Source organism: Streptomyces xanthii (assembly GCF_014621695.1).
GTDB lineage: Bacteria > Actinomycetota > Actinomycetes > Streptomycetales > Streptomycetaceae > Streptomyces > Streptomyces xanthii.
Genome location: NZ_CP061281.1, coordinates 3,679,663 through 3,702,275, shown reverse-complemented (window position 1 = coordinate 3,702,275; position 22,613 = coordinate 3,679,663). Strand labels below are relative to the sequence as shown.

12 protein-coding genes and 1 rRNA gene are annotated in these 22,613 nt (G+C 72.4%); 6 read left to right on the top strand and 7 right to left on the bottom strand.

What is annotated here, in order from left to right; genetic code table 11:
- Window positions 1–119 precede the first annotated feature (119 nt).
- The 4 genes from IAG42_RS16755 to IAG42_RS16740 form a co-directional block, all read right to left on the bottom strand.
- Window positions 120–1,421, bottom strand: a complete 1,302-nt coding sequence (locus tag IAG42_RS16755) for a PrsW family intramembrane metalloprotease (protein WP_188337793.1) — start codon at window positions 1,419–1,421, stop codon at window positions 120–122.
- Window positions 1,422–1,480: 59 nt separating this feature from the next.
- On the bottom strand, window positions 1,481–2,260 hold the full coding sequence (gene trmB / locus IAG42_RS16750; protein ID WP_223206411.1) for a tRNA (guanosine(46)-N7)-methyltransferase TrmB: 780 nt from the start codon (window positions 2,258–2,260) through the stop codon (window positions 1,481–1,483).
- A 137-nt stretch (window positions 2,261–2,397) separates the two neighbouring features.
- Entirely contained in the window at window positions 2,398–3,597 is a 1,200-nt protein-coding gene (gene lhgO / locus IAG42_RS16745) for an L-2-hydroxyglutarate oxidase (RefSeq protein WP_188337791.1), read from the bottom strand.
- 103 nt (window positions 3,598–3,700) lie between these two features.
- Window positions 3,701–5,122, bottom strand: a complete 1,422-nt coding sequence (locus IAG42_RS16740) for an MFS transporter (RefSeq protein WP_188337790.1) — start codon at window positions 5,120–5,122, stop codon at window positions 3,701–3,703.
- 661 nt (window positions 5,123–5,783) lie between these two features.
- Between IAG42_RS16740 and IAG42_RS16735 the strand changes: the two genes are divergently transcribed.
- Both IAG42_RS16735 and IAG42_RS16730 read left to right on the top strand, forming a co-directional pair.
- A complete protein-coding gene (locus IAG42_RS16735; protein WP_188337789.1) occupies window positions 5,784–7,877 on the top strand; it encodes an asparagine synthase-related protein in 2,094 nt (697 codons plus the stop codon).
- Between the two features lie 580 nt (window positions 7,878–8,457).
- Window positions 8,458–11,559: a BTAD domain-containing putative transcriptional regulator gene (locus tag IAG42_RS16730; RefSeq protein WP_317453321.1), complete on the top strand. Its 3,102-nt coding sequence runs from the start codon at window positions 8,458–8,460 to the stop codon at window positions 11,557–11,559.
- A gap of 56 nt (window positions 11,560–11,615) precedes the next feature.
- Here IAG42_RS16730 and IAG42_RS16725 read toward each other — a convergent pair whose 3' ends face one another.
- Together IAG42_RS16725 and IAG42_RS16720 are read right to left on the bottom strand one after the other, a co-directional pair.
- Complete coding sequence (locus IAG42_RS16725; RefSeq protein WP_188337788.1) at window positions 11,616–13,541, bottom strand: sigma-70 family RNA polymerase sigma factor; 1,926 nt, start codon at window positions 13,539–13,541, stop codon at window positions 11,616–11,618.
- Between the two features lie 396 nt (window positions 13,542–13,937).
- Window positions 13,938–14,705, bottom strand: a complete 768-nt coding sequence (locus IAG42_RS16720; protein WP_188337787.1) for a TetR/AcrR family transcriptional regulator — start codon at window positions 14,703–14,705, stop codon at window positions 13,938–13,940.
- A gap of 364 nt (window positions 14,706–15,069) precedes the next feature.
- On the opposite strand from IAG42_RS16720, the gene IAG42_RS16715 reads away from it, so the two are divergent.
- On the top strand, window positions 15,070–16,521 hold the full coding sequence (locus IAG42_RS16715; RefSeq protein WP_188337786.1) for an NAD(P)/FAD-dependent oxidoreductase: 1,452 nt from the start codon (window positions 15,070–15,072) through the stop codon (window positions 16,519–16,521).
- A gap of 201 nt (window positions 16,522–16,722) precedes the next feature.
- Window positions 16,723–18,360, top strand: a complete 1,638-nt coding sequence (locus IAG42_RS16710) for an ATP-binding SpoIIE family protein phosphatase (protein WP_188337785.1) — start codon at window positions 16,723–16,725, stop codon at window positions 18,358–18,360.
- Between the two features lie 11 nt (window positions 18,361–18,371).
- Here the strand turns inward: IAG42_RS16710 and IAG42_RS16705 are convergent, their stop codons facing one another.
- Window positions 18,372–19,649, bottom strand: a complete 1,278-nt coding sequence (locus IAG42_RS16705; RefSeq protein ID WP_188341436.1) for an MFS transporter — start codon at window positions 19,647–19,649, stop codon at window positions 18,372–18,374.
- 130 nt (window positions 19,650–19,779) lie between these two features.
- On the opposite strand from IAG42_RS16705, the gene IAG42_RS16700 reads away from it, so the two are divergent.
- Both IAG42_RS16700 and IAG42_RS16695 read left to right on the top strand, forming a co-directional pair.
- A complete protein-coding gene (locus IAG42_RS16700; protein ID WP_188337784.1) occupies window positions 19,780–20,334 on the top strand; it encodes a MarR family winged helix-turn-helix transcriptional regulator in 555 nt (184 codons plus the stop codon).
- Between the two features lie 698 nt (window positions 20,335–21,032).
- Window positions 21,033–22,558, top strand: a 16S ribosomal RNA gene (locus IAG42_RS16695).
- Window positions 22,559–22,613 lie beyond the last annotated feature (55 nt).

The following is a 22,613-nucleotide window of genomic DNA, read 5'->3' as shown; positions in this document are numbered from 1 at the left end:
CACGCGCATCTGCGGCGTTGTCGTCACTCGCCGACGCTCCGCGTCGACTCCCTCCTCCGCCTTGCAGCTGCACGCACCACGCCCCGCTCCCTGATCCAGCCTGATCCGAAAGAAAGGCCCTAGTACCGGTACGGGTTGTAGTACGGGGGGCCCTGCACCGGCGGCCCCGCGTACACCGGCCACACCGGCACGACGGCGCGGGCCGCGTACGCGAGGGCGGCCCGCGCGTAGCCCTGCCGCCGCCACAGCGCGTCGAGCAGCTCCCGCTCCCGTACGACGAAGTCGGCGCCGGCCCGGCCGCGGGCGCCGCGCCGGCGCAGCAGGGCGAGCGAGGTCGCGTACTCCTCGTACTCGGTGACCGCCGTCAGGGCCTCCTTGCCGCCGAAGTGCGCCGCGTACTCGCGGGCCAGGCGGCGGGCCTTGAGGGAGCCGAGCGCGAAGGGTTCGGGCGGGGCGAGCCAGCCGGCGGCCACATAGGCGGGCAGCTCCTCGCGGACGGCGCGCAGCTCGCGCTGGCGCAGGAACACGGCGAGCCAGGTGAGCAGCCCGAACACCGGCACCATGAACGTGGCGTAGACGGCGAAGAAGCCGTACTCGCCGAAGTTCGACGAGCCGTTCCAGAAGGCGTGCATGCCCATCGCGGTGAGCAGTCCGGCGAGCGGCAGCAGCACGCGGCGCACCTGGCCGCGGTCGGGGGCGGTGACGGCGGCGATGCCGAAGCCGATGCCGGTCAGCACCGTGAACAGCGGATGTGCGAACGGCGACATGACGACACGGACGAAGAACGTCGCGGCGGTCACCGAACTGAGCCCGGGGCCCGTGCCGCTGATCTGGTCGGTGCCGAACGCGTTGCCCAGATAGAGGATGTTCTCGGTGAACGCGAAGCCGGTCGCGGTGACCCCGGCGATGACGATGCCGTCGACGACCCCGGCGAAGTCGCGTCTGCGGAACAGGAAGACGAGCAGCACCGCCGCCGCCTTCGCCGACTCCTCGACGACGGGCGCTATGACGGTCGCGCCGAGGGTGTCGGCGCTGGTCGGATCCGCGGTCGCGGTCGCTATCCAGCGGGTCGCGAAGCTGTTCGCCACGATCGCGATGAGGGCCGCCGCGCAGGCGCCCCACGCGAACGCGAACACCGTGTTCCGCCAGGGGCCCGGCCGGACCCGGTCCAGCCAGCGGAAGGCGGATATCAGCAGCGGCACCGGCAGCACGGCCAGGCCGAGGCCGACGAGGAAGCCCTCCGTGCCGGTCTGCTCCCGCACCAGCGCCAGGATCACCGCGCCGGACAGCGCGAGCAGCGCGGCGAGCGCCGCGGCCCGCACGCCCTTCCGCTCCCACCAGCGCGGATGCGGGACCGCGCCGCTCGGCGGGGTGCCGAGGGCGTGGTCCTGATGCGGTGGATAGGTGGGGTACGGGGCCACGGATTGACCCTAACGAGGGATGCGGGGCGCCGCGACGGGGCCCGTCCCCGGGGCGGGGCTCAGCGGCGCGTGAACAGCAGGTCGTGCACCACGTGGCTCTTGTCCAGGCCCTTGCCCTCGAACCGGGTCAGGGGGCGGAACTCGGGGCGCGGGGCGTAGCCGCCGTCCGCGATCGTGTTCACGTAGTCGGGGTGCGCGGTGAGGACCTCGAGCATCTGCTCCGCGTAGTCCTCCCAGTCCGTCGCGCAGTGCACCAGCGCACCCGGCTTCAGCGGGCCGGCGACCAGGGACAGGAACTCGGGCTGGATCAGGCGGCGCTTGTTGTGCCGCTTCTTCGGCCACGGGTCGGGGAAGTAGACGCGCAGGCCGTCGAGGCAGTCGTCCGGCAGCATCGAGCGCAGCAGGATGATCGCGTCCCCGTTGGCGACCCGGACGTTGCTCAGCCCGTTGCGGTCCGCCAGATTGAGCAGGTTCCCCTGGCCCGGCGTGTGCACGTCGACGGCGAGGATCCCGGTGGTCGGGTCGTCGGCGGCCATCTGCGCGGTGGCCTCGCCCATCCCGAAGCCGATCTCCAGCACGATCCGCTCGACCCCGGGGAACATTCCCGGCAGGTCCAGCACCCGCTGCCCGTCGATGTCGAGCCCCCACTTGGGCCACAGCCGCTCCAGGGCGTCCGCCTGTGCGGTGGTGACCCGGCTGCGGCGCGGCTGGAAACTCCGGATCCGCCGCTCGAAGTGCGACCCCGCGGGATCGGGCCGCGGCCCGTCCGGGAACCGGGGCTCATTGGGCCGGGCGGCGGCGGCAGCGGCCCGAGCGGCGTCGTCGGACGGCTCGGACAGCTCGGACGGCTCGGACGGCTCGGCGGCGTGGGGGATCTCAGGCGACTCAGACACAATGCCCTCGATTTTACGTACCCCGGGGAGCGGCAGCGCGGCCCGCTCCGGGCTCCTGCCCCGCCTGCGAGGCTCTGGTCGGCCTAGAGAGACGCCAGCACCCTGCGGGCGATCTCCCGCCCGATGGGGAGGGACGCCGTCGCCGCCGGGGACGGGGCGTTCAGGACGTGGACCGTGCGGGGGCCCTCGCTGATGAGGAAGTCGTCGACCAGGGTGCCGTCACGCAGCACCGCCTGGGCCCGCACCCCCGCCGGCGCCGCCACCAGGTCCCGCGACTCCACCGCCGGCACCAGCCTGCGCACGGCTCGGGTGAACGCCCCCTTCGACACGGACCGCACGATCTCCCCCGCCCCGTACCGCCAGTGCTGCCGCGCTATGTGCCACGACCCCGGCCAGCCGAGCGTCCCGGCCAGCTCGCGGGGCCGCACGGTCCCCCAGCCGTACCCCTCGCGGGCCAGCGCCGGCACCGCGTTCGGCCCCACGTGGACGCCGCCGTCGATGCCGCGCGTCAGATGCACCCCGAGGAACGGGAACGCCGGATCCGGCACCGGATAGACGAGCCCGCGCACCAGCTCGGGCCGGGCCAGCTCGAAGTACTCCCCCCGGAACGGCACGATCCGCATCCCCGGGTCGTCCCCGGCGAGCCGTGCCACCTCGTCGCACCGCAGCCCCGCGCAGTTCACCATCACCCGCGCCCGCACCACGTCCCCCGCGCGCGTGCGCACCGCGACGCCCCGCTCGGGCCGCCGGTCGATCTGCACGACCTCCGCCCCGTACCGGATCTCCGCCCCGGACACCTCCGCGAACCGCTCCGCGACCGCCCGGTAGTCCGCGATGCCCGTCGTCCCCACATGGATCGCGGCGAGCCCCCGCACCTCGGGCTCGTACTCCTGGATCTGGGCGGGGCCCAGCTCCCGCACCGAGATCCCGTTCTCCCTGCCGCGCTGGACCAGGGCGTGCAGGCGCGGCAGCTCGTCCCGCTCCGTGGCGACGATCAGCTTCCCGGTGACCTCGTGCGGGATCCCGTACTCCGCGCAGAACTTGACCATCTCGGCCGCCCCGCGCACCGCGAACCGCGCCTTCAGCGAGCCCGGCCGGTAGTAGATCCCGCTGTGGATCACCCCGCTGTTACGCCCCGTCTGGTGCCGGGCCGGGCCCGGCTCCTTCTCCAGGACGACGACCCGCGTGCCCGGCGCGGCCCGCGAGACGGCATACGCGGTGGACAGACCGACGATCCCCCCGCCGACCACCAACACATCCCCGTCGAACGCAGCCGTCCCCACCAGGCCTCACCTCCACGCCCTGCATCTTGCCCGACGCCACTGACAACGCGCTGTGTGCGGTGCGCCCGACCCCGGGCGACGGTCGGTGCGACCCCGCGGGGGCCTACGCCGGCGCCATGAGGAGGGGACGCGCCCGTTCTCGTAATTCCACCACTCTCGGCTCGTCGCCGTACGGCTCCAGGCGGTGCAGCAGGTCCCGGACGTACTCGGTCGTGCGGGCCGAGGAGATGCGGCCCGCCACCTCCAGCGCGCGCGTGCCCTGCTCGCACGCCGCGTCCAGGTTCCCCGACTCCAGCTCGGCCACCGCCGACACCACCAGACGCAGCCCGTGCGAGCGCACGAACTCCTCCGTGGGCTTCGACAGCGCCTGCTCCGTGAACCGGCGCACCTGCCGGGGCGCCTTCAGGTCCCGGTAGCACTCCGCCGCGTCCGCCGCGAAACGGTCGTAGGAGTAGAAGCCGAGCCAGGACGGATCGTTGTCCCCGTCGCGGGCCCGCTCCAGCCAGCCCTCCGCCGCCCGCAGCGAGGCGCCGGCCGCCTGCGCGTCACCGGCACGCGCGTGGGCGCGCGCCTCGACGAGCCGGAAGAAGCTCATGGTGCGGGCCGTCGCCAGGCTCTTGTTCCGCTCCAGGGCCGCCTGCGCCAGGTCCACGCCCTCGTCCCCGAACCCCCGGTACGTCGCCTGCAGTGACATGGAGGCGAGCACATAGCCGCCGAGCGGCACGTCCGCCGCCGCCCGCGCGAGCCGCAGCGCCTGGATGTAGTACCGCTGCGCCGCCTCCTGCTGCCCGGTGTCGAACGCCATCCACCCGGCCAGACGCGTCAGTTCGGCCGACGCGCCGAACAGGGAGCGGCCCACGTCGTCCGAGTAGGAGCCGAGCAGCAGCGGCGCCGCCTCCACCCGCAGACACTCGGGCACCATCGACGAACGCCAGTCCCCGCCCCCGTACTTGGAGTCCCAGCGCCGCGCGTCCTCCGCCGCCTCGCGCAGCTTGCGCACATCGCTGTGGCCGACCTTCTGCGGTGCGCCCTCCTCGGCGCTGTGCGCCTCCCGCGCGACCGACGAGTCGGCCGGGGTTATCAGCCACCGCGAAGCGGGCGTCGCGTACGCGCTGACCGCGAAGGAGCCCGCGAGGGACTGCCAGATCCCGCCACCGCCCGCGCGGCGGCCGGCGAGGTCGAGCCGGTACAGCTCCGTCGCCGACTTCACCGCCGCCCGCACGTCCCGCGGGAAGGCGAGGCCGACCTCGGGCGCGGGGTCCGCGTCCGCGAGGCCGATCTCGTGCAACGGCACAGGCCGGCCCAGCTTCTGGCCGATCGCGGCGGCGATCAGGTGCGGGGCGGCGCCCTGCGGCACCATGCCCTTCGACACCCAACGGGCCACCGACGTCTTGTCGTAGCGCAGCGTCAGTCCGCGCTGCGCCCCCAGGTCGTTGACCCGGCGCGCCAGTCCTGCGTTGCTGATTCCCGCGAGGGCGAGAACGGCGCCGAGCTTCTCGTTCGGCCCGCGTAGCTCCCTGGACATGCGTCACCCCTCGACACAGACGGCTGCCGCGCCTGGCGGCTACGCCGAGAAGACGGCCCGACTCGGCCTGGCATAACCGCGCGGCATTCGTACACCCAGCGTAGTTCGCCGGATCCCAAGCGTTAAGGGCAGCGGTTCCATCTGGCGGGATTGTTGTCCGTACTGAAGTACGGCGCAGGCCACGCCGTGTGACCGTGTGCTCCGCCCGTGGTGCCGTGCGCCTGCGCGTGCGCTCTTGGCCGGTCCTGGGGGGAGGGCTTCCATGGGACCTGCGTGGGTCGGCCCGCTGTACTGGATCCAGCGGGCTGGGGGACACCGCCGCCTTCATCCCCGCGGGTGGCGGAACGGTCCGGGAGGCCGACCGAGCCTCCCGGACTGCGCGTTGCGCGCTGTGGCCGAAGCGGGTCGGCCGGCTCCGGCCATCACGCGCCGATTTGGCCGAATCTCGCCGCTGTTGTTCCGTTGTCGCCCCGCGCTGCCTGGGTAGTGCCGCGGGTCCGCCCGGGTTCAACCATCGCTCAAATGGGGCGCATCAGGGCGGTATCGGGGGCGCACGAGGGGGAGCGCGCGCCATTTTCCCGTGCCCACTTGCATCCTCCCCGACGCCGGCTTCGTGGCAGCATGGGTCCCCCTTGGATGTCCACAGCTTGTGGAGGCGGCGATGCGGTGGTTGGTGGGGTGGAGCAGTACCGCCGCCGGACCTGTCACCCCCGGCTCCGCCGGAGCGACCGGTACGGACGGCGAGACGGTCCACCCGGTCGGGTCCCAACTCCTGTGGGGCGACCCGGATCCCCTGTGGGCCGTCGGCGACTGGCGCCCCGACGAAGTGCGCATCGTGAAGGTCGACGACCAGACCCGCATCGCCGTCCTCGGCGTGTGCGGCGCCTCCGACGAGCAGCTGCGCGTCGGCCTGTTCGCCGCCCGCGGCGGCGCCCTGCGCCACCTCACCGCCTGGCCCGGCAGCTACACGGCCGTCGTCCAGGCAGGCCGCCGCGTCACCGTCCTCGGCGACCTCGCGGGCGCCCGGCCCGTCTTCCACACCCCCTGGGCCGGCGGCACCGCCTACGCCACCGCAGCCCTCCCGCTCGCCGACCTCATCGAGGCCAACCTCGACGTCGGCCACCTCGCCGCGCTGCTCGCCGCCCCGGACGTCCCCGAGGCCCTGCACGACTCGACGCCCTACGAAGGCGTCCACCGCATCCCGCCCGGCCACGCGCTCGTGCTGCGCGCCGGCACCCGCGAGATCGCCGGCTACGAGCCCGTCGCGTCCCTCGCCGTCGCCGCCACCCCCACCGACCCCGCCGACGCCGTGGACGGCGTGCGCGACGCCCTCGTGGACGCCGTACGCACCCGGCTCGCCGCCCCGCGCCACGTGCCCGGCACCGACCTCGACCCCGGGCCCGTGCCCGGCATGGGGCCCGCCGAGCGGCGCGCCGCCCGCGGCATGCCCGTGCCCGGGATCGGAGCGGACCTCTCGGGCGGGCCCGCCTCCGGCACGCTGGCGCTGCTCGCGGCGGGGCTGCCCGGGCTGCCCGGTACCGTCCTCGGGCACGGCACGGGCGCCGGCGAGCGGCTCCTCGCCGTCACCTTCAACGACCTGTCCGCCGCGCCGACGCATCACGAGGCCGAGCTGGAGCGCGCGGGGGCGCTCGCCGCGAACCCGCGCCTGCACCACGTCGTCGTGGCCGGCGGCGAAGAGACGCTGCCCTACGCCGAGTTGGACGGCCCGCTCACGGACGAACCGAGCCCGCTCCTGGTGAGCGCCGCCCGGCATCGCGCGCGGCTCTCCTCCGGGAGCGCCGACCACTTCACGGGGTACGGCGCACGGCAGGTGCTCGACGCGCATCCGGCCCGGCTCACCGACCTCCTGATGGACCGTCGGCGCCGACACATGGTGCGGCCCGTCGCCGCGCTCACGAAGGCGGACGGTTCCTTCACCGTGCCCGCGCGCGTGTACGGCGCCGCCCGCAAGCTCGCACGCACGCCCTACCGGGCCGGACTCGACGGCTTGGCCGAGCTGTTGCTGCACCGGCGCTTCGACGATCCCGGCGGCGCCGTGGGGGCCTCGCTCGCCGCCCTCACCTGGGCCAGACCCGGGCCCGCCGCCCGCTGGCTGACCGGCGAGGCCCTTGCTGAAGTATCGGTTCGCCTACAGGCCGGGGCGACGCGTCCGGGACCGGGGCCGGGGCAGCGGCCCGGCGAGTTCCGGGCCCGCGCGGCGCTGGCCCGCCATGCCGCGGACCTCCGCGTCCTCGAACAGGCCGCCGAGATCCGCTTCCAGCGGCTGCACGCCCCGTTCCTCGACAACCAGGTCGTCCGCGCCTGCCGCGCCCTGCCGGAGGCGCTCCGCGTCCAGCCGGGGGCCCGCGCGGACATCCTCCGTACGGTCCTGGAGGGCGCCGGCGTCACGGACCTGCCCCCGGGCTGGGGCGCCCCCTCCCACGCCTCCTCGGAGGCCGCCGCCCGCACCGGGCTGCGGGCCTCGGCGGACACGCTGATCGCCCTCTTCGACACGCCGCTGCTCGCGCAGACCGGGCTCGTCGAGGCCCGGGTCGTCCGCAAGGCGCTCCGCGCGGCGGCCGACGGGGAACCGCTGCCCGTCGACGGGCTCGCGGAACTCGTCTCTCTGGAGCTGTGGCTACGGAGGCTGCTGGCGCGGCGCGGCACGTGCTGGACCGGTACGCCCGCGCGGGCCCGGGCGGTCCCCTCCGGCACGGTCACCCCGGCCCGAGCCCTGGGCTCGGGGCTGTCCTGACGGCACTTCTCCGACCACGGAGCCGGATCGCCCCGCACGGCCACCCGGTCCACCCAGCCTTGGGCAGTCTGCAGCCTGGGGCGATGGGGGTGCGCGTTCCATTGGGCCTCGCCCGTAGCCCCAGCCCTGCTCCCACCCACCCGCCCGCTCCGGGGGCGCCGGCCCGGCACGGGTGGGCAAGGCGGCACCCCGGCGCCGGGCGCGCGATTCATCGGGGCTCGGCTCAAGCGCCGCCGCCGTAGGGGCCGAACCCCAGCGCCGGGTGCCGCGGCGCAGACGCCGAGCGAAACGGCCGCGCGCCCGACAGGGCACACCGCAGACCCGCCCAGCCCCGTGAACCCCGCGCCCTCCCCATCCGGAGCGGCGACAATGCCCGGGTGCAGTACAGAATCCTGGGCGCCACGCAGGCGATCGACGACGCGAACGGCGACACACCCGTACCCCTGGCCGGCCCCCGCCTCCGCGCCCTCCTCACCTCCCTGGCCCTGCACACCCCCACCCCGCCCCCGTCCACACCCTCATCGACGACGTCTGGTCCGACGCCCCGCCCGCGGACGCCCCGGCCGCCCTCCAGGCCCTCGTGGCCCGCCTCCGCAGAGCCCTCGGCAAGGACGCCGTCACCTCGGAGACCGCCGGTTACCGCCTGGCCGCCGCCCGCGACGACATCGACGCCCATGTCTTCGAGCGCCTCACCCGGGAGGGCACCCGCGCCCTCGCCGAGAACGCCCCGGACACCGCGGCCCGCACCCTGCGCGACGCCCTCGCCCTGTGGCACGGCCCGGCCCTGACCGACCTCCCGCTCCCTGACGGAGCCACCCGCCCCGAGGCCCGCCGCCTGGAGGCCCAGCGCCTGGAGGCGACCCGCGCCCGCGCCGAGGCCGATCTGCGACTGGGCCGCGCCCCCGACCTCGTACCGGAACTGCGGGAACTGACCACGGCCCACCCGTACGACGAACCCCTGCACGCCCTGCTGATCCGTGCCCTGCGCGCGACGGGCCGGGGCGCCGACGCCCTCGCCGCGTACGAACAGGCCCGCCGCACCCTCGCCGACGGCCTGGGCGCGGACCCGGGCCCGGACCTCCGGCGCATCCACGCGGAACTCCTCTCGGCGGCCCCCGCCTCGGCCGAACCGGTCCAGCAGGCCCAGCAGGAGCGACGGGCCGAGGCGGCCGGACCGGCCGGATCAGCCGGGCCGGTGGAGCCGCCCGCGCCGAGGGCCCCCGTCCGGACCGGCAATCTCCGGCCCCGTCTGAACAGTTTCGTCGGCCGGGAACCCGAACTGGACGCCATCCGTTCTGACTTGCGAGGTGCACGCCTGGTCACGCTCACGGGCCCGGGCGGCTCCGGCAAGACCCGCCTGGCGGAAGAGGCAGCGACGTCCTTCTCCCCGGCCTGGCTGGTCGAGCTGGCGCCGCTGGACGACCCGAGGGCGGTCCCCGGCGCGGTCGTCAGCGCTCTGGGCCTTCGCGAGACGGTCCTGGTGACGAGCGAGATGTCGACCGTGCCGCAGGACGACCCGACGCGGCTCCTCATCGAGCACTGCGCCCAGCGCGGCCTGCTCCTGATCCTTGACAACTGCGAGCATGTGATCGACGCGGCGGCCCAGCTCGCCGAGACCCTGCTCACGCACTGCCCGTCCCTGACGATCCTCGCCACCAGCCGCGAACCCCTCGGAGTCCCGGGGGAGTCCGTCCGCCCCGTCGAGCCGTTGCCGCCGGACCCCGCCTCCCGCCTGTTCGCCGAACGGGCCGCTGCGGTCCGCCCCGGTTTCGACCCCGCCCAGGACCGGGAGGCAGTTGCGGAGATCTGCCGGCGCCTGGACGGGCTGCCGCTGGCCATCGAGCTGGCGGCGGCCCGGCTCCGGCTGCTCACCCCGCGCCAGATCGCGGACCGCCTCGACGACCGCTTCCGTCTCCTGACCGGCGGCAGCCGCACGGTGCTGCCCCGCCAGCAGACCCTGCGCGCGGTCGTCGACTGGTCCTGGGACCTGCTGGACGAGCAGGAGCGCAGGGTGCTGTGCGAGCTGTCGGTGTTCGCCGGCGGCTGGGACCTGGAGGCCGCCGAGTCGGTGTGCGCGGCACCGCCCGCCACGACGGCGGACGCCCTGGGCTCCCTCCTCGACAAATCCCTGCTCATCGCCACCCCGCAGCCGGGCTCCGAGGCCGGTATGCGCTACCGGATGCTGGAGACGATCCACGAGTACGCGACCGAGCGCGCCGCCGAGTTCCCGGGTCTGCGCCGGGACGCCGAGCAGCGGCACACCGCGTTCGTCCGCGCGCTGCTCGAGGAGGCCGACCCCAAGATCCGCTCGGCGGAGCAACTGCCGTGGATCCAGCGCCTGGAGACGGAGCTGGACAACATCAGGGCGGCTCTGGCGCGCGCGACCCAGCCCGTCTCCTCCTCCGGTGCCCCGGACGAGGAGACGGCGATCGCGCTGACGCTGCTCATGGGCTGGTTCTGGTGGCTGCGCAACTACCGTACGGAGGCGGTCGCCTGGCTGGAGCGCGTCATCGCGTTGCTGCCCGGCCGCCGCACCCCGGACGATCCGGAGCATCCGCTGTACTGGCCGCGGATGAATCTGCGGCTGCTTGACCTGTTCCTCCTCGCGGACACCAAACCGCAGGAGACGGTGCGCGACGACGCCGACCGGGAGTACGTGGCGCGCGTGCAGGCCGCGTTCGAGCCGCCCAACCCGCGGGGCGCCCGTTTCCCGGGGATCATCTGGCCGTTCTCGCTGTTCTTCCTGGACGAGGAGCGCCGGGACGTGCGGGCGAGCCTGGACGCGGCGCTCGCCAACTGCCGGCGGTACGGGGGCGACTGGGAGATCGGCGTGACGCTGATGTTCCGGACGCACGTCGCGGTCGACATGCCGGGCAACATGCGGGGTGTGGACGGCGATCTGGCCGAGCTGCGGGACATCAGCCGCAGGGTGGGCGACCGCTGGATGCGCGCCCAGGTGAGCAGCGCGGCCGGCGAGGCGGCGATGGCGCGCGGCTTCCTGGAGGAGGCGCAGGCCGAGTACGAGGAGTCGCTGCGGCTGGCCTACGAGGTCGGCGCGTACGCGGAGGCGCCGTTCCTGCTGGCCCGGCTGGCGGAGATCTCCTACCGGTCCGGCGACAAGGAGGCGGCGTGGCGGACGCTCGACGTGGCGCATGCCGAGGCGGCACAGGTCGGCGTGACGGACACGACGGCGTTCGTGCGGCTGCTGCGCGGCCAGTTGCTCCTTGCGGACGGTGAGGTGGCCGCCGCGCGCGAACAGTGCGACGAGGCGCGGGCGCTGGCGGAGGCCGGCACGCCGCCGCCGCAGTTCATCGCGGTCCTGGGCGCGCTCGACGCCCGGGTCACGGCGGCCGAGTCGGGGCCGCGGGCGGCCCTGGAGCTCCTCGTGCCGGTGCTGCGGGACGCGGTGATGGAGCAGTGCGCGGAGGCGGTGACGGGCGGCCTCATCGACGTAGGGGCCGAACTGAAGGCGCGGGCGGGCGGCTTGGAGAGCGCTGTGCGTCTGTTCGCCGCGTCCGGCGCCCTGCGGGGCGACCTGGCGCGCCCGTACCCGGAACGGAAGGCGTGCGAGGACGTCGCGTCCCGGGCACGCGACGAGCTGGGCGCCGCGCGCTACGAGACCCTGCGCGAGCAGGGCCGGTCCTTCACCCCGGACCAGATCCTCACCGAGCTCGAATCCTAGGAGCGGCTGAGGCGCGAGCTCGGGCCGGGGGCCGGCTGAAGCGCCGGCCGCTTGCTCTAGGAGCAGGTGAAGCGGGAGTTCGCCCAGTCCGCGATCGCCGCGGCGCCGAACGGGGCGTGCGGTTCGACCACGAGGCGGATCGTCCTGGCCCCGGAGAGTCCGACGTGCACGGGCACCGCCGGCTGGTCACCCCGGACGACCGGCGACTGCCAGGCCTGCGCCCCGTCGACGTAGACGGAGAAGCGAACCGCGCCCATGCCGAGCGACATGTCGTCGACGCCCACGACCGCGTCGTAGGCGGTGCAACTGCGGTTGAGGTCGATGGTGACCGAGGAGGTCGACGCCACCGAGACGCCGTGCGCGTACTGCTGCCCCGCGATCGACAGGCCGGTGCGCTGCCAGACCGGAGTGCTGCCGAAGCGCATCTCCGGCCCGGTGCCGTCGCCGAGGCCGCCGTACGAGAGCTGGTTCCACTGGTAGACGGCCGGGGGCGCCGGAGGCGGAGGCGTCGGCTTCGGGGTGGGAGTCGGGGTCGGCGTCGGCGTGGGGGTCGGCGTCGGCTTCGGGGTGGGAGTCGGCGTGGGAGTCGGTGTCGGGGTGGGCGTCGGCTTCTCGGCCGGCGGCGGGGTCGGCTCGGGCTTCGGCGCCGCGGCGGGCGGCTCCGGCTGCGGCTCGGGGGACTCCTTCGGCTTCTGCGGCACGATCGGCTGCGAGATCGGCGGCTTCTCCTGGCGCGCCTCCGGCTCGGGCTTCTTCGCGTCGCCGCCGGTGAGCGCCATGGCGACGGCCACGGCGATGCCCGTGGCCACGACACCGGCCGCGATACCTGCCTTCGCCGGGGCGCCGAGCCCCTCCGACGCGGCACCACCGGCCGCGCCGCCCGAGGTCCCGCCGGTCGCCGCGGCCGCACCGCCGGCTCCCGCGGCGCCCAGAGTGCCGCCGCCGATGATCGCGGCGACCTTCGCGTACCCGGCGGCACCGAACCAACCGATGACGGCGATCGGCACGACACCCGGGATACCGCTGGCGACTTCCTTGATCTGGCCGGCGGCCAGACGGCACTTGGCGCACTCCTCCAGGTGCTTGCGCAGCCCGCGCTCGGCACGGGTGCGCAGGCTGCCGCGCGCGTAGGCGCCGAGCCGGTCCGCGTAGCGGGAGCACTCCTCGGACTGGATGAGGGTGGCCGAGACGTGGGCCTGGAGGTAGGCCTCCTTGAGGCCCTCGCGGGCACGCTTGGCGAGTACGCGCGTGCCGTTGGCGTCGAGGCCGAAGAGGGTGGCGACGTCGCTGGGCGACTCGTCCTCCACCTCCGTGTGCCACAGCACGGCCTGCCAGCGCTCGGGCAGTGAGCGGAACGCCTGCATGGCCATCGACTGCTCGGCCTCGTGCATGGCGCGGACGTCGGCGCCCAGCTCGAGCGTGTCGTCGTCGGAGACCTCGCTGGAGCGCGAGGCCTGCTGGGCGAACACGGCGAAGTCGTCGACCAGTTGCTCCCGCTTCGCGGACTTCGTCCAGCCCGCGGCGACCCGGCGCACCGTCGTCAGGAGGTACGCGCGCACCGCGTACTCGGGTCCGCTGCCGCCGCGCACGGCCTGCAGCATGCGGGCGAACACCTCGGCGGTCAGGTCGTCGGCGGTGTGTCCGTCGCAGCAGCAGGTACGGGCGTAGCGGCGCACGGAGGCCGCGTGGCGGCGGTACAGCTCCTCGTAGGCGCCGTCGTCGCCCGCGCGCATCTGTCCGATGAGGTCGGCGTCGGACGGCGGCAGATCGGCCCCGCCGGATCCCGGCACGCCCACGACATCGGGGCCGAGACTCTCGCGCTGCGCCGGTACGGACACCTCGGGGTCGGCCGGCGCGGGCGGCTGGGCCCGGCCCGGTCCGCCCTGGCTCGGCACCTGTTGTGCGGCATCGCTGGGGGAGCGGCCGTCGCCGCTCGTTCCCTGTCCGCCGGGCTGCTGCTCGTCCCGCCCGTCAACGCTCATCGCGGAAGCCCCCGACCGCCCACTCTGACCCGAACCACCGGGAAAGAGTGCCACACAGGCACCCCACCGCGCCGGTCGCTGCTCCGCAACCACTCATCCGTGGAGTTTTCCGGCCACGGGGCACTAGTGTTCGGCGGTTGGGGTAAGAGTCAAAGGCCGTACAGACAAAGGCAGTTGGCGGCAAAGACGCCGTACGCGCCGTTCGTGACGGAGCCCTTCGACCCATGGTGTTCAAGCCGTCACAGACGGTCGGCCATCCGCACCGGAGCCCGCGCGACCGCCCACAGGCAGCCGCCCGCACGAAGCCGACCCGAGGCACCCGACGCGAAACGGCCGACCGCCCCCGCCCGCCGAACACGGGCGGTCAAAGACGCGGTCGGCCGCAGAACAGGTCGCTCACGCGGGGCGTGAGCGCAGCCCCTCCAGGAGGATGTCGAGCAGGCGGGCCGACGCGGCGGCCTGCTGCGCGGCGTCCGGCAGGGAGGGAGCCGCCGTGGCGATCACGAGGAGCACGTCCGCCACGGTCACGTCGGTGCGCAGCTCACCCGCCTCCCGCGCCCGGTCCACGAGCCGTCCCACGACGTCGAGCAGCGCGGCCGCCCCCGCGTCGTCCGCCGGAAGCACCTCGGCCGGCGCCGTCCGCTGGTCCACGAGCCGCAGGTCGGCCCCGTCGACCGCGGCCCGCTGCTGCGGCACCCGCGCCTCGTCGTGCGCCGCGGGCTGCTCGTCGGCCACGCTCACACGCAGCACCTGCGGAGGCAGCAACCGGCCCGCGCCCGAGGCGACGGAGGTCCGCAGGAAGCGCGACAGCGCCGACCACGGTTCGTCCTCCTGGCCTAGGGCCGTGCGCGCCTGGTCGGTCAGCCGGGCCGTCTCCTCCTCGGCGATGCGCCGCACCAGCACGTCCTTGCTGGGAAAGCGCCGGTACACCGTGCCCACGCCGACCCGCGCGCGGCGCGCCACGTCCTCCATGGGCGCCCCGTAGCCCAGCTCGCCGAAGACCTCCCGGGCCGCGCGCAGCACGTGCTCCAGGTTGCGCTGTGCGTCCACCCGCAGCGGAGTGGACCGGGAACTGTCGCTCGCTCCCCGCCCATTGGCCCCGCCGGGGACACTCGTCGGCGTCACGGTGGACGCCGAGGTCCAATGAGAATCCTGAATGTGCATATGTGTTCCCCCGGTAATGACGTCTCCCCCCGGAGACACTCCCCGTCATTTGTCAGCCGGAGCGTGAGGAACCGACAGAGAAGTCCGGCAGCCGTCCCGCGGCGCCGTCAGTGCGTCCCCCGACACCCCGACAGCACACGAACATAGTTGACCGGGAGTCAATTCAGAAGGGGCAGGTTCCGCACGGAGCGCCCCCCGAACGGAGTACGCGGGGATTCCGCCCCGAATGCACCCCCACCACCTCCCACCCCCTCACCCGCTGACCTGCGCACCTCCCGCGAACCCCACCCCCCGGAGCAACCGGTACGGCGCACTCCGTTCCGTCACACAAATTGTCGGGGCTGTGGACAAACGCAGGAGCCCGATGCGTCATGGGAGGGTGAGGGCAGCAAACGACCGGGGGACGACCCCCACAGCGCGCATTCTCGTCGTCGGCGGCGGATACGTCGGGATGTACACGGCCCTGCGCCTCCAGAAGAAGCTCAAACGGGAGCTGCGCAGCGGGGACGCGGAGATCGTCGTGATCACCCCCGACCCGTACATGACGTACCAGCCGTTCCTGCCCGAGGCCGCCGCCGGATCCATCTCGCCGCGCCACGTCGTCGCCCCGCTGCGCCGCGTCCTGCCGCACTGCCAGGTGATCGTCGGCGAGGTCGAGTCCGTCGACCACGCCAAGCGCACCGCCCGCTACACCACCCTCGCCAGCTCCGACGAGGGCACGGGCCCCGCCTCGATCGCCTACGACGAACTGGTCCTCGCCCCCGGCTCGATCTCCCGCACCCTGCCCGTGCCGGGACTCGCCGACCACGGCATCGGCTTCAAGACCGTCGAGGAAGCCGTCGGCCTGCGCAACCACGTCATCGAGCAGCTCGACATCGCCTCCTCCACCCGCGACCCCGCGATCCGCGACGCCGCCCTCACCTTCGTCTTCGTCGGCGGCGGCTACGCGGGCGTCGAGGCCCTCGGCGAGCTGGAGGACATGGCCCGGTTCGCCGCGAAGCACTACCACAACGTCAAACCCGAGGACCTCAAGTGGATCCTCGTCGAGGCCAGCGACCGGATCCTGCCCGAAGTGGGCCCCGAGATGGGCCGCTACACGATCCGCGAACTGCGCGGCCGTAACATCGACGTGCGCCTGGAAACCCGCCTCGAATCCTGCGAGAACCGCGTCGCCGTCCTCAGCGACGGCTCCCGCTTCCCCACCCGCACCGTCGTGTGGACCGCCGGCGTCAAACCCAGCCCGCTGCTCGCCGCCACCGACCTGCCCCTCGACGACCGCGGCCGCCTCACCTGCACCGCCGCCCTCGCCGTCGACGGCGCCCCGCACGCCTGGGCCGCCGGCGACGCCGCCGCCGTCCCCGACACCACCGCCGACGCACCCGGCCGCACCTGCGCGCCCAACGCCCAGCACGCCGTCCGCCAGGCCAGGACCCTCGGCGACAACATCGCGGCCTCCCTGCGCGGCGAACCCCTCACCGACTACGCCCACGCGTACGTGGGATCCGTAGCCTCCCTCGGCCTCCACAAAGGCGTCGCACACGTCTACGGACGCAAGCTGAAGGGCTACCCTGCCTGGTTCATGCACCGCGTCTACCACCTCAGCAGGGTGCCGACCGTCAACCGAAAGGCCCGTGTCCTGACCGAATGGACGCTCTCCGGCCTGTTCAAGCGAGAGATCGTCTCGCTGGGCTCCCTGGAGCGGCCGCGCGCCGAGTTCGAACTCGCGGCCGGTGGTGTCCCTCCTGCGGACCCTTCTGCCGACCCGCCGAAGGGACCCACCGACGATCCCTCCCCGGACCCGAAAGGGTCGTCCTGACCGCACCGTTGACGCCCGTCCCACGGCCCGACGGCGGCCCCGACGGCCCCGCACCCGGCCGCACACACGGCCCCACCTACGGAACGCGGAACTACCGCAGGCGGTCCGGCGTCTGACGTTTGTCAGTACGGTCGGCCAGACTGGTCCCCGACCATGGGCGGGCGCATCGCCCGACCACGACCCCACGAGGCTTTCCCCACCGTGAACTTCACCCGCTGGAGCGCCCGGCTCCCCGGAACGCAGCGCCGCGCGGCAGCGCGAGCCGACCACGGAGCACCCCAGCGAGGCGAGGGCGCCGTCCCCGCGGCCCGTGCCGAGCGCAGGCCCGACGAGAGCCCCGACGGCGGCCTCGACACCCTCCCGGTCCGCGACGTCCTCGACCGCATCCCCGGCCTCGTCGCCCTCGTCCAGGGCCCCGAGCACCGCGTCGCCTACCTCAACGACGCCTACGTGGCCGCCTTCGGCGACCGCCCCGCCGGCGAACCCGCCCGCACCGCGCTCCCCGAGCTCGACGAACTGAGCCTGCTGCCGCTCCTCGACCAGGTGCTGCGCAGCTCCAAGCCCCGCACGGTCAAGTCCCGCAAGACCTCCGGCGGCCGCTCGTACACCGTCACCTGCACCCCGCTGGAGACCGACGGCGGCCCCGGAGTCCTGATCTTCGCCGCCGACGTCACCGACCACGCCGAGGCCGCCGAACGGCTGCGCACCAGCGAGCGCCGCCAGCGCGAGACGGCCGTCACCCTCCAGCGCTCCCTGCTCCCGCAGGAACTGGAGGAGCCCGACGACCTGCGCATCGCCGCGACCTACCAGCCCGGCGGCACCGAGGCCGCGGTCGGCGGCGACTGGTACGACGTCATCACTCTCGGCGGCGGCCGCACCGCCCTCGTCATCGGCGACGTCATGGGACGCGGCGTCCGCGCCGCCGCGGTCATGGGCCAGCTGCGCACCGCCGTCCGCGCCTACGCGCGCCTCGACCTGCCCCCGCACGAAGTACTGCAACTGCTGGACGGCCTCGCCACCGAGATCGACCCGCACCAGATCGCCACGTGCGTCTACGCGGTCCACGACCCCAACGAGGGCCGCCTCGTCTACGCGTCCGCGGGCCATCTGCCGATCCTCGTCCGCGACGAGACCGGCACCATCCACCGCGCGGAGGAACCCACCGGGCCGCCCCTCGGCACCGGCGGCTGGCTGCACGCCTCGGGCTCGGTCCCGCTCGGCCCCGGCTCCACCGCCGTCCTCTACACGGACGGCCTGGTCGAGCGCAGGGACGAGGACATCGACGAGGGCGTCGCCGCCCTGGAGCGCGCGCTGGCCGGCGCCACCGGCACCCCGCAGGTCGTCTGCGACCGGCTGATGCGCGCCCTCGGCGTCGGCGCCGACCACGACGACGACGTCGCCGTCCTGGTCCTCCAGCACCCGGCCCGCAAGGGCACCGACGGCGAGCTCTTCCGCAACGCGGCGCTCGAACTGCTCGGCGGCGTCGAGGCGGCCCCCCGCGCCCGCGCCTTCGCCTCCGGAGTCCTCACCAGCTGGCGCTTCCCGACGGACCTGCACGACCTGGGTGTCCTCGCGGCCAGCGAACTCGTCGCGAACTCGCTCCAGCACGGCACCCCGCCCATGCGTCTGCGCCTGCGCCGCACGGACCGCCGCCTGATCATCGAGGTGACCGACGGCGACGACCACCTGCCCCGGCGCCGGCGGGCGGAGCCGGGGGACGAGACGGGCCGCGGCATCGCGATCGTCGCGACCATCGCCTCGAACTGGGGATCACGCCGCACCCCGGGCGGCGGCAAAGCCGTCTGGTGCGAGTTCGTCCTCCCCGACAGCACCTCCTGAGCGCTGCTGCTTCAGCCGGCGGACACCGTGGTCGCCGGCTCGGGCGCGCCCTTCATCACGACGCGGCTGCCGGCCAGCGACGGCTGGTCCTGCACCGGCGTCAGCCGCTTCCCGAGCCTCAGCCCGAGCACGGTGATGCCGAGCGAGAACAGCATGAACGTCACGATGTACGGACCGTGCAGCGCGGCGCCCATGGGCCCGCCCACGGCCGGCCCGACGGCCAGCGCGAGCTGCTTGACCAGCGCGAACGCCGAGTTGTACGACCCGACCATGCCGTCCGGGGCCAGATCGGCGACCAGCGGCGCCACGGTCGGCGACAGCATCGCCTCACCGAGCCCGAACAGCGCGTACGTAGAGATGAACGCGGCGGTGGCCATGGCCTGGCTGCCGCCCCCGAGGCCGGCCCACCCGGCGGCCGCCCACGCGACGGCCCAGATGATGCCCACAGCGGCGATCACGCGCGAGCGCTTGCGACGCTCCACGAACTTCAGGACGGCGAACTGGGCGACGACGATCATCGCCGTGTTCGCCGCGAGGGCGATGCCCAGGGTGGACGGGGAGATCCCGGCGGCCTCGACACCGTAGGCGCTCAGCCCGGACTCGAACTGGCCGTAGCAGGCGAAGAACAGCACGAAGCCCAGCACGCACAGCTGGACCATCGCCCGGTGCCCGAGCAGCGTGCGCAGTCCGCCCTTGGAGTCGCCCTTGGGCGCGGCCTCACCCAGGTGCTGCCCCTGCGGCATCCGCACGGTCAGCACGATGCCCGCGAGCACCAGGAACATGACGGCCTCGATGCCGAAGAGCAGCAGGAAGCTGTCCGGCCGGTTCACGTCGACGATCTGGCCGCCGATCAGGCCACCGATGCCGAGTCCCAGGTTCTGCAGGAAGAACTGCATGGCGAAGGACCGCGTCCGGGTCTCCGGGGAGGAGCACCAGACGATCATCGTGGCGAGCGCGGGCTGCAGCACGGCGGTGCCCGCGCCGAGCACGGCGGCGGCCGCGATGGCCGCCGGCTCACTGACGGCGAGCCCGAGCCCGACGGCCCCGACCGCCGCCACACCCGACGCGACGAGCAGGACGGGCATGGGGCCGCGCCGGTCGATGGCGCGGCCGGTGAACGGCAGGACGACGAGGGCGGCCATCGCGAACGCGGCGAGCACGACGCCCGCCGCACCGGCCCCCAGTTCCCGGACCTCTGCCACATAGACATAGAGGAACGGAACCGTGAAGCCCACGCCGAACGAACTCAGCGCGCTACCCACCTGCACACGCCGCATCGCGGCGCCCATCGCCCTGGTCACTTTCACCTGCCTCTTCCGTGAAGCCTTCACCCTGAAGACTTCGAACCTAAAGTTAGAAGCTAAACAGTACACCTCGAAGGACTTCGACGCCAACTGGCCGCGTGCCATACTTCGCGGCATGGCGGACAACCCCGACGGACCGACAGCGGAGCCGACCCTCGAAGAGCAGATCGCGGCGTACCAGCGCGAGTTCCAGGACCTCGACCCCCAGGTCGAGCAGATCGTCTCGGCGCTCGGCCGGCTCAACCGGCGCATGAACGTGGCGTACGGCAGGCAGACCGCGGAGATCGGCATCAGCAACGCCGAGTGGGAGGTCCTGAAGGCCCTCGTCCTGTCCGGCGCCCCGTACCGCATGGGCCCCGGCGAGCTCGCCAAGCGGCTCGGCCTCACGCCGGCCGCGATGACCCACCGCATCGACCGGATGGTCCAGGAGGGCCTGGTCACCCGGGACCGCGACGAGAGCAACCGCGTACGCGTCATCGTCGAGCTCACCGCAGAGGGCCGCGAGAAGTGGCTGGCGGCCATGCGCCTCGCCACGGTCTTCGAGGAGGACCTCCTCCAGGACCTCACCTCCGTGGAGCGGGGCCTGCTCGGCGAGGTTCTCACCCGCCTGCTCCGCCGCGTCGAGCACGCCCAGCCGGACGCCGGCGGCCGGCTCAACGACCTGGACTGAGGCCCCGCACGGAACCCGCCAGGGTGTTCACCGGGTGGGGGTTGACACGCCCCTCCCCGGTCCGTAGAGTTCTTCGGGTTGCCGCGGGGCCGTAACGGTTCTGCGACAACACCTTCCGCCGCGAACGCGGCACCCACACACCAGCACGATCTCCCAACGGGAATGATTTCGGCATGTCCGAATTGCATTCGAAATTGGGTTGCGCAGGACCCGATCGACTCGATTAGGAACTGCCGCGAGGATCCGCTAATGTTTGGAACGTCGGAACGGCCCAACAGCCGCGAAGACAAACCCGGTTGACTGGGAATCAGGCCCGAAAGGATCTGATAGAGTCGACACCGCAGGAAGGCCGAAAGGCCGGAAAGCGAAAAAGCAAGACCAGCAAGACCCCGAGGAAATCGGCCGGTGAAACGGTCTGATAGAGTCGGAAACGCAAGATCGAAGGGAAGCGCCCGGAGGAAAGCCCGAGAGGGTGAGTACAAAGGAAGCGTCCGTTCCTTGAGAACTCAACAGCGTGCCAAAAATCAACGCCAGATATGTTGATACCCCGTCTCCGGCCATTCGGCTGGGACGAGGTTCCTTTGAAAAAGTCCTGCCGGGCACTGTCCGGTAGGCGCACAGCGAGGACGCTGTGAACCGAGGGATTATTCCTCCCTCTGGTTCCGCTCTCGTGGTGTCACCCCGATTACGGGGAAACATTCACGGAGAGTTTGATCCTGGCTCAGGACGAACGCTGGCGGCGTGCTTAACACATGCAAGTCGAACGATGAAGCCCTTCGGGGTGGATTAGTGGCGAACGGGTGAGTAACACGTGGGCAATCTGCCCTTCACTCTGGGACAAGCCCTGGAAACGGGGTCTAATACCGGATAACACCCGCCACCGCATGGTGGTGGGTTGAAAGCTCCGGCGGTGAAGGATGAGCCCGCGGCCTATCAGCTTGTTGGTGAGGTAGTGGCTCACCAAGGCGACGACGGGTAGCCGGCCTGAGAGGGCGACCGGCCACACTGGGACTGAGACACGGCCCAGACTCCTACGGGAGGCAGCAGTGGGGAATATTGCACAATGGGCGAAAGCCTGATGCAGCGACGCCGCGTGAGGGATGACGGCCTTCGGGTTGTAAACCTCTTTCAGCAGGGAAGAAGCGAAAGTGACGGTACCTGCAGAAGAAGCGCCGGCTAACTACGTGCCAGCAGCCGCGGTAATACGTAGGGCGCAAGCGTTGTCCGGAATTATTGGGCGTAAAGAGCTCGTAGGCGGCTTGTCACGTCGATTGTGAAAGCTCGGGGCTTAACCCCGAGTCTGCAGTCGATACGGGCTAGCTAGAGTGTGGTAGGGGAGATCGGAATTCCTGGTGTAGCGGTGAAATGCGCAGATATCAGGAGGAACACCGGTGGCGAAGGCGGATCTCTGGGCCATTACTGACGCTGAGGAGCGAAAGCGTGGGGAGCGAACAGGATTAGATACCCTGGTAGTCCACGCCGTAAACGGTGGGAACTAGGTGTTGGCGACATTCCACGTCGTCGGTGCCGCAGCTAACGCATTAAGTTCCCCGCCTGGGGAGTACGGCCGCAAGGCTAAAACTCAAAGGAATTGACGGGGGCCCGCACAAGCAGCGGAGCATGTGGCTTAATTCGACGCAACGCGAAGAACCTTACCAAGGCTTGACATACACCGGAAAGCATTAGAGATAGTGCCCCCCTTGTGGTCGGTGTACAGGTGGTGCATGGCTGTCGTCAGCTCGTGTCGTGAGATGTTGGGTTAAGTCCCGCAACGAGCGCAACCCTTGTTCTGTGTTGCCAGCATGCCCTTCGGGGTGATGGGGACTCACAGGAGACCGCCGGGGTCAACTCGGAGGAAGGTGGGGACGACGTCAAGTCATCATGCCCCTTATGTCTTGGGCTGCACACGTGCTACAATGGCCGATACAATGAGCTGCGATACCGCAAGGTGGAGCGAATCTCAAAAAGTCGGTCTCAGTTCGGATTGGGGTCTGCAACTCGACCCCATGAAGTTGGAGTTGCTAGTAATCGCAGATCAGCATTGCTGCGGTGAATACGTTCCCGGGCCTTGTACACACCGCCCGTCACGTCACGAAAGTCGGTAACACCCGAAGCCGGTGGCCCAACCCCTTGTGGGAGGGAGCTGTCGAAGGTGGGACTGGCGATTGGGACGAAGTCGTAACAAGGTAGCCGTACCGGAAGGTGCGGCTGGATCACCTCCTTTCTAAGGAGCATCTAGGCCGCCAAGCTTGCTTGGTGGTCCAGGGCCATTACGTCGG

Coding starts and splice junctions, on each gene's coding strand:
- IAG42_RS16705 (WP_188341436.1), bottom strand. CDS start 19,649: ATGGGCGCCGCGATGCGGCGTGTGCAGGTGGGTAGCGCGCTGAGTTCG.
- IAG42_RS16700 (WP_188337784.1), top strand. CDS start 19,780: ATGGCGGACAACCCCGACGGACCGACAGCGGAGCCGACCCTCGAAGAG.
- IAG42_RS16720 (WP_188337787.1), bottom strand. CDS start 14,705: ATGCACATTCAGGATTCTCATTGGACCTCGGCGTCCACCGTGACGCCG.
- IAG42_RS16735 (WP_188337789.1), top strand. CDS start 5,784: ATGCGGTGGTTGGTGGGGTGGAGCAGTACCGCCGCCGGACCTGTCACC.
- IAG42_RS16715 (WP_188337786.1), top strand. CDS start 15,070: ATGCGTCATGGGAGGGTGAGGGCAGCAAACGACCGGGGGACGACCCCC.
- IAG42_RS16725 (WP_188337788.1), bottom strand. CDS start 13,541: ATGAGCGTTGACGGGCGGGACGAGCAGCAGCCCGGCGGACAGGGAACG.
- IAG42_RS16740 (WP_188337790.1), bottom strand. CDS start 5,122: ATGTCCAGGGAGCTACGCGGGCCGAACGAGAAGCTCGGCGCCGTTCTC.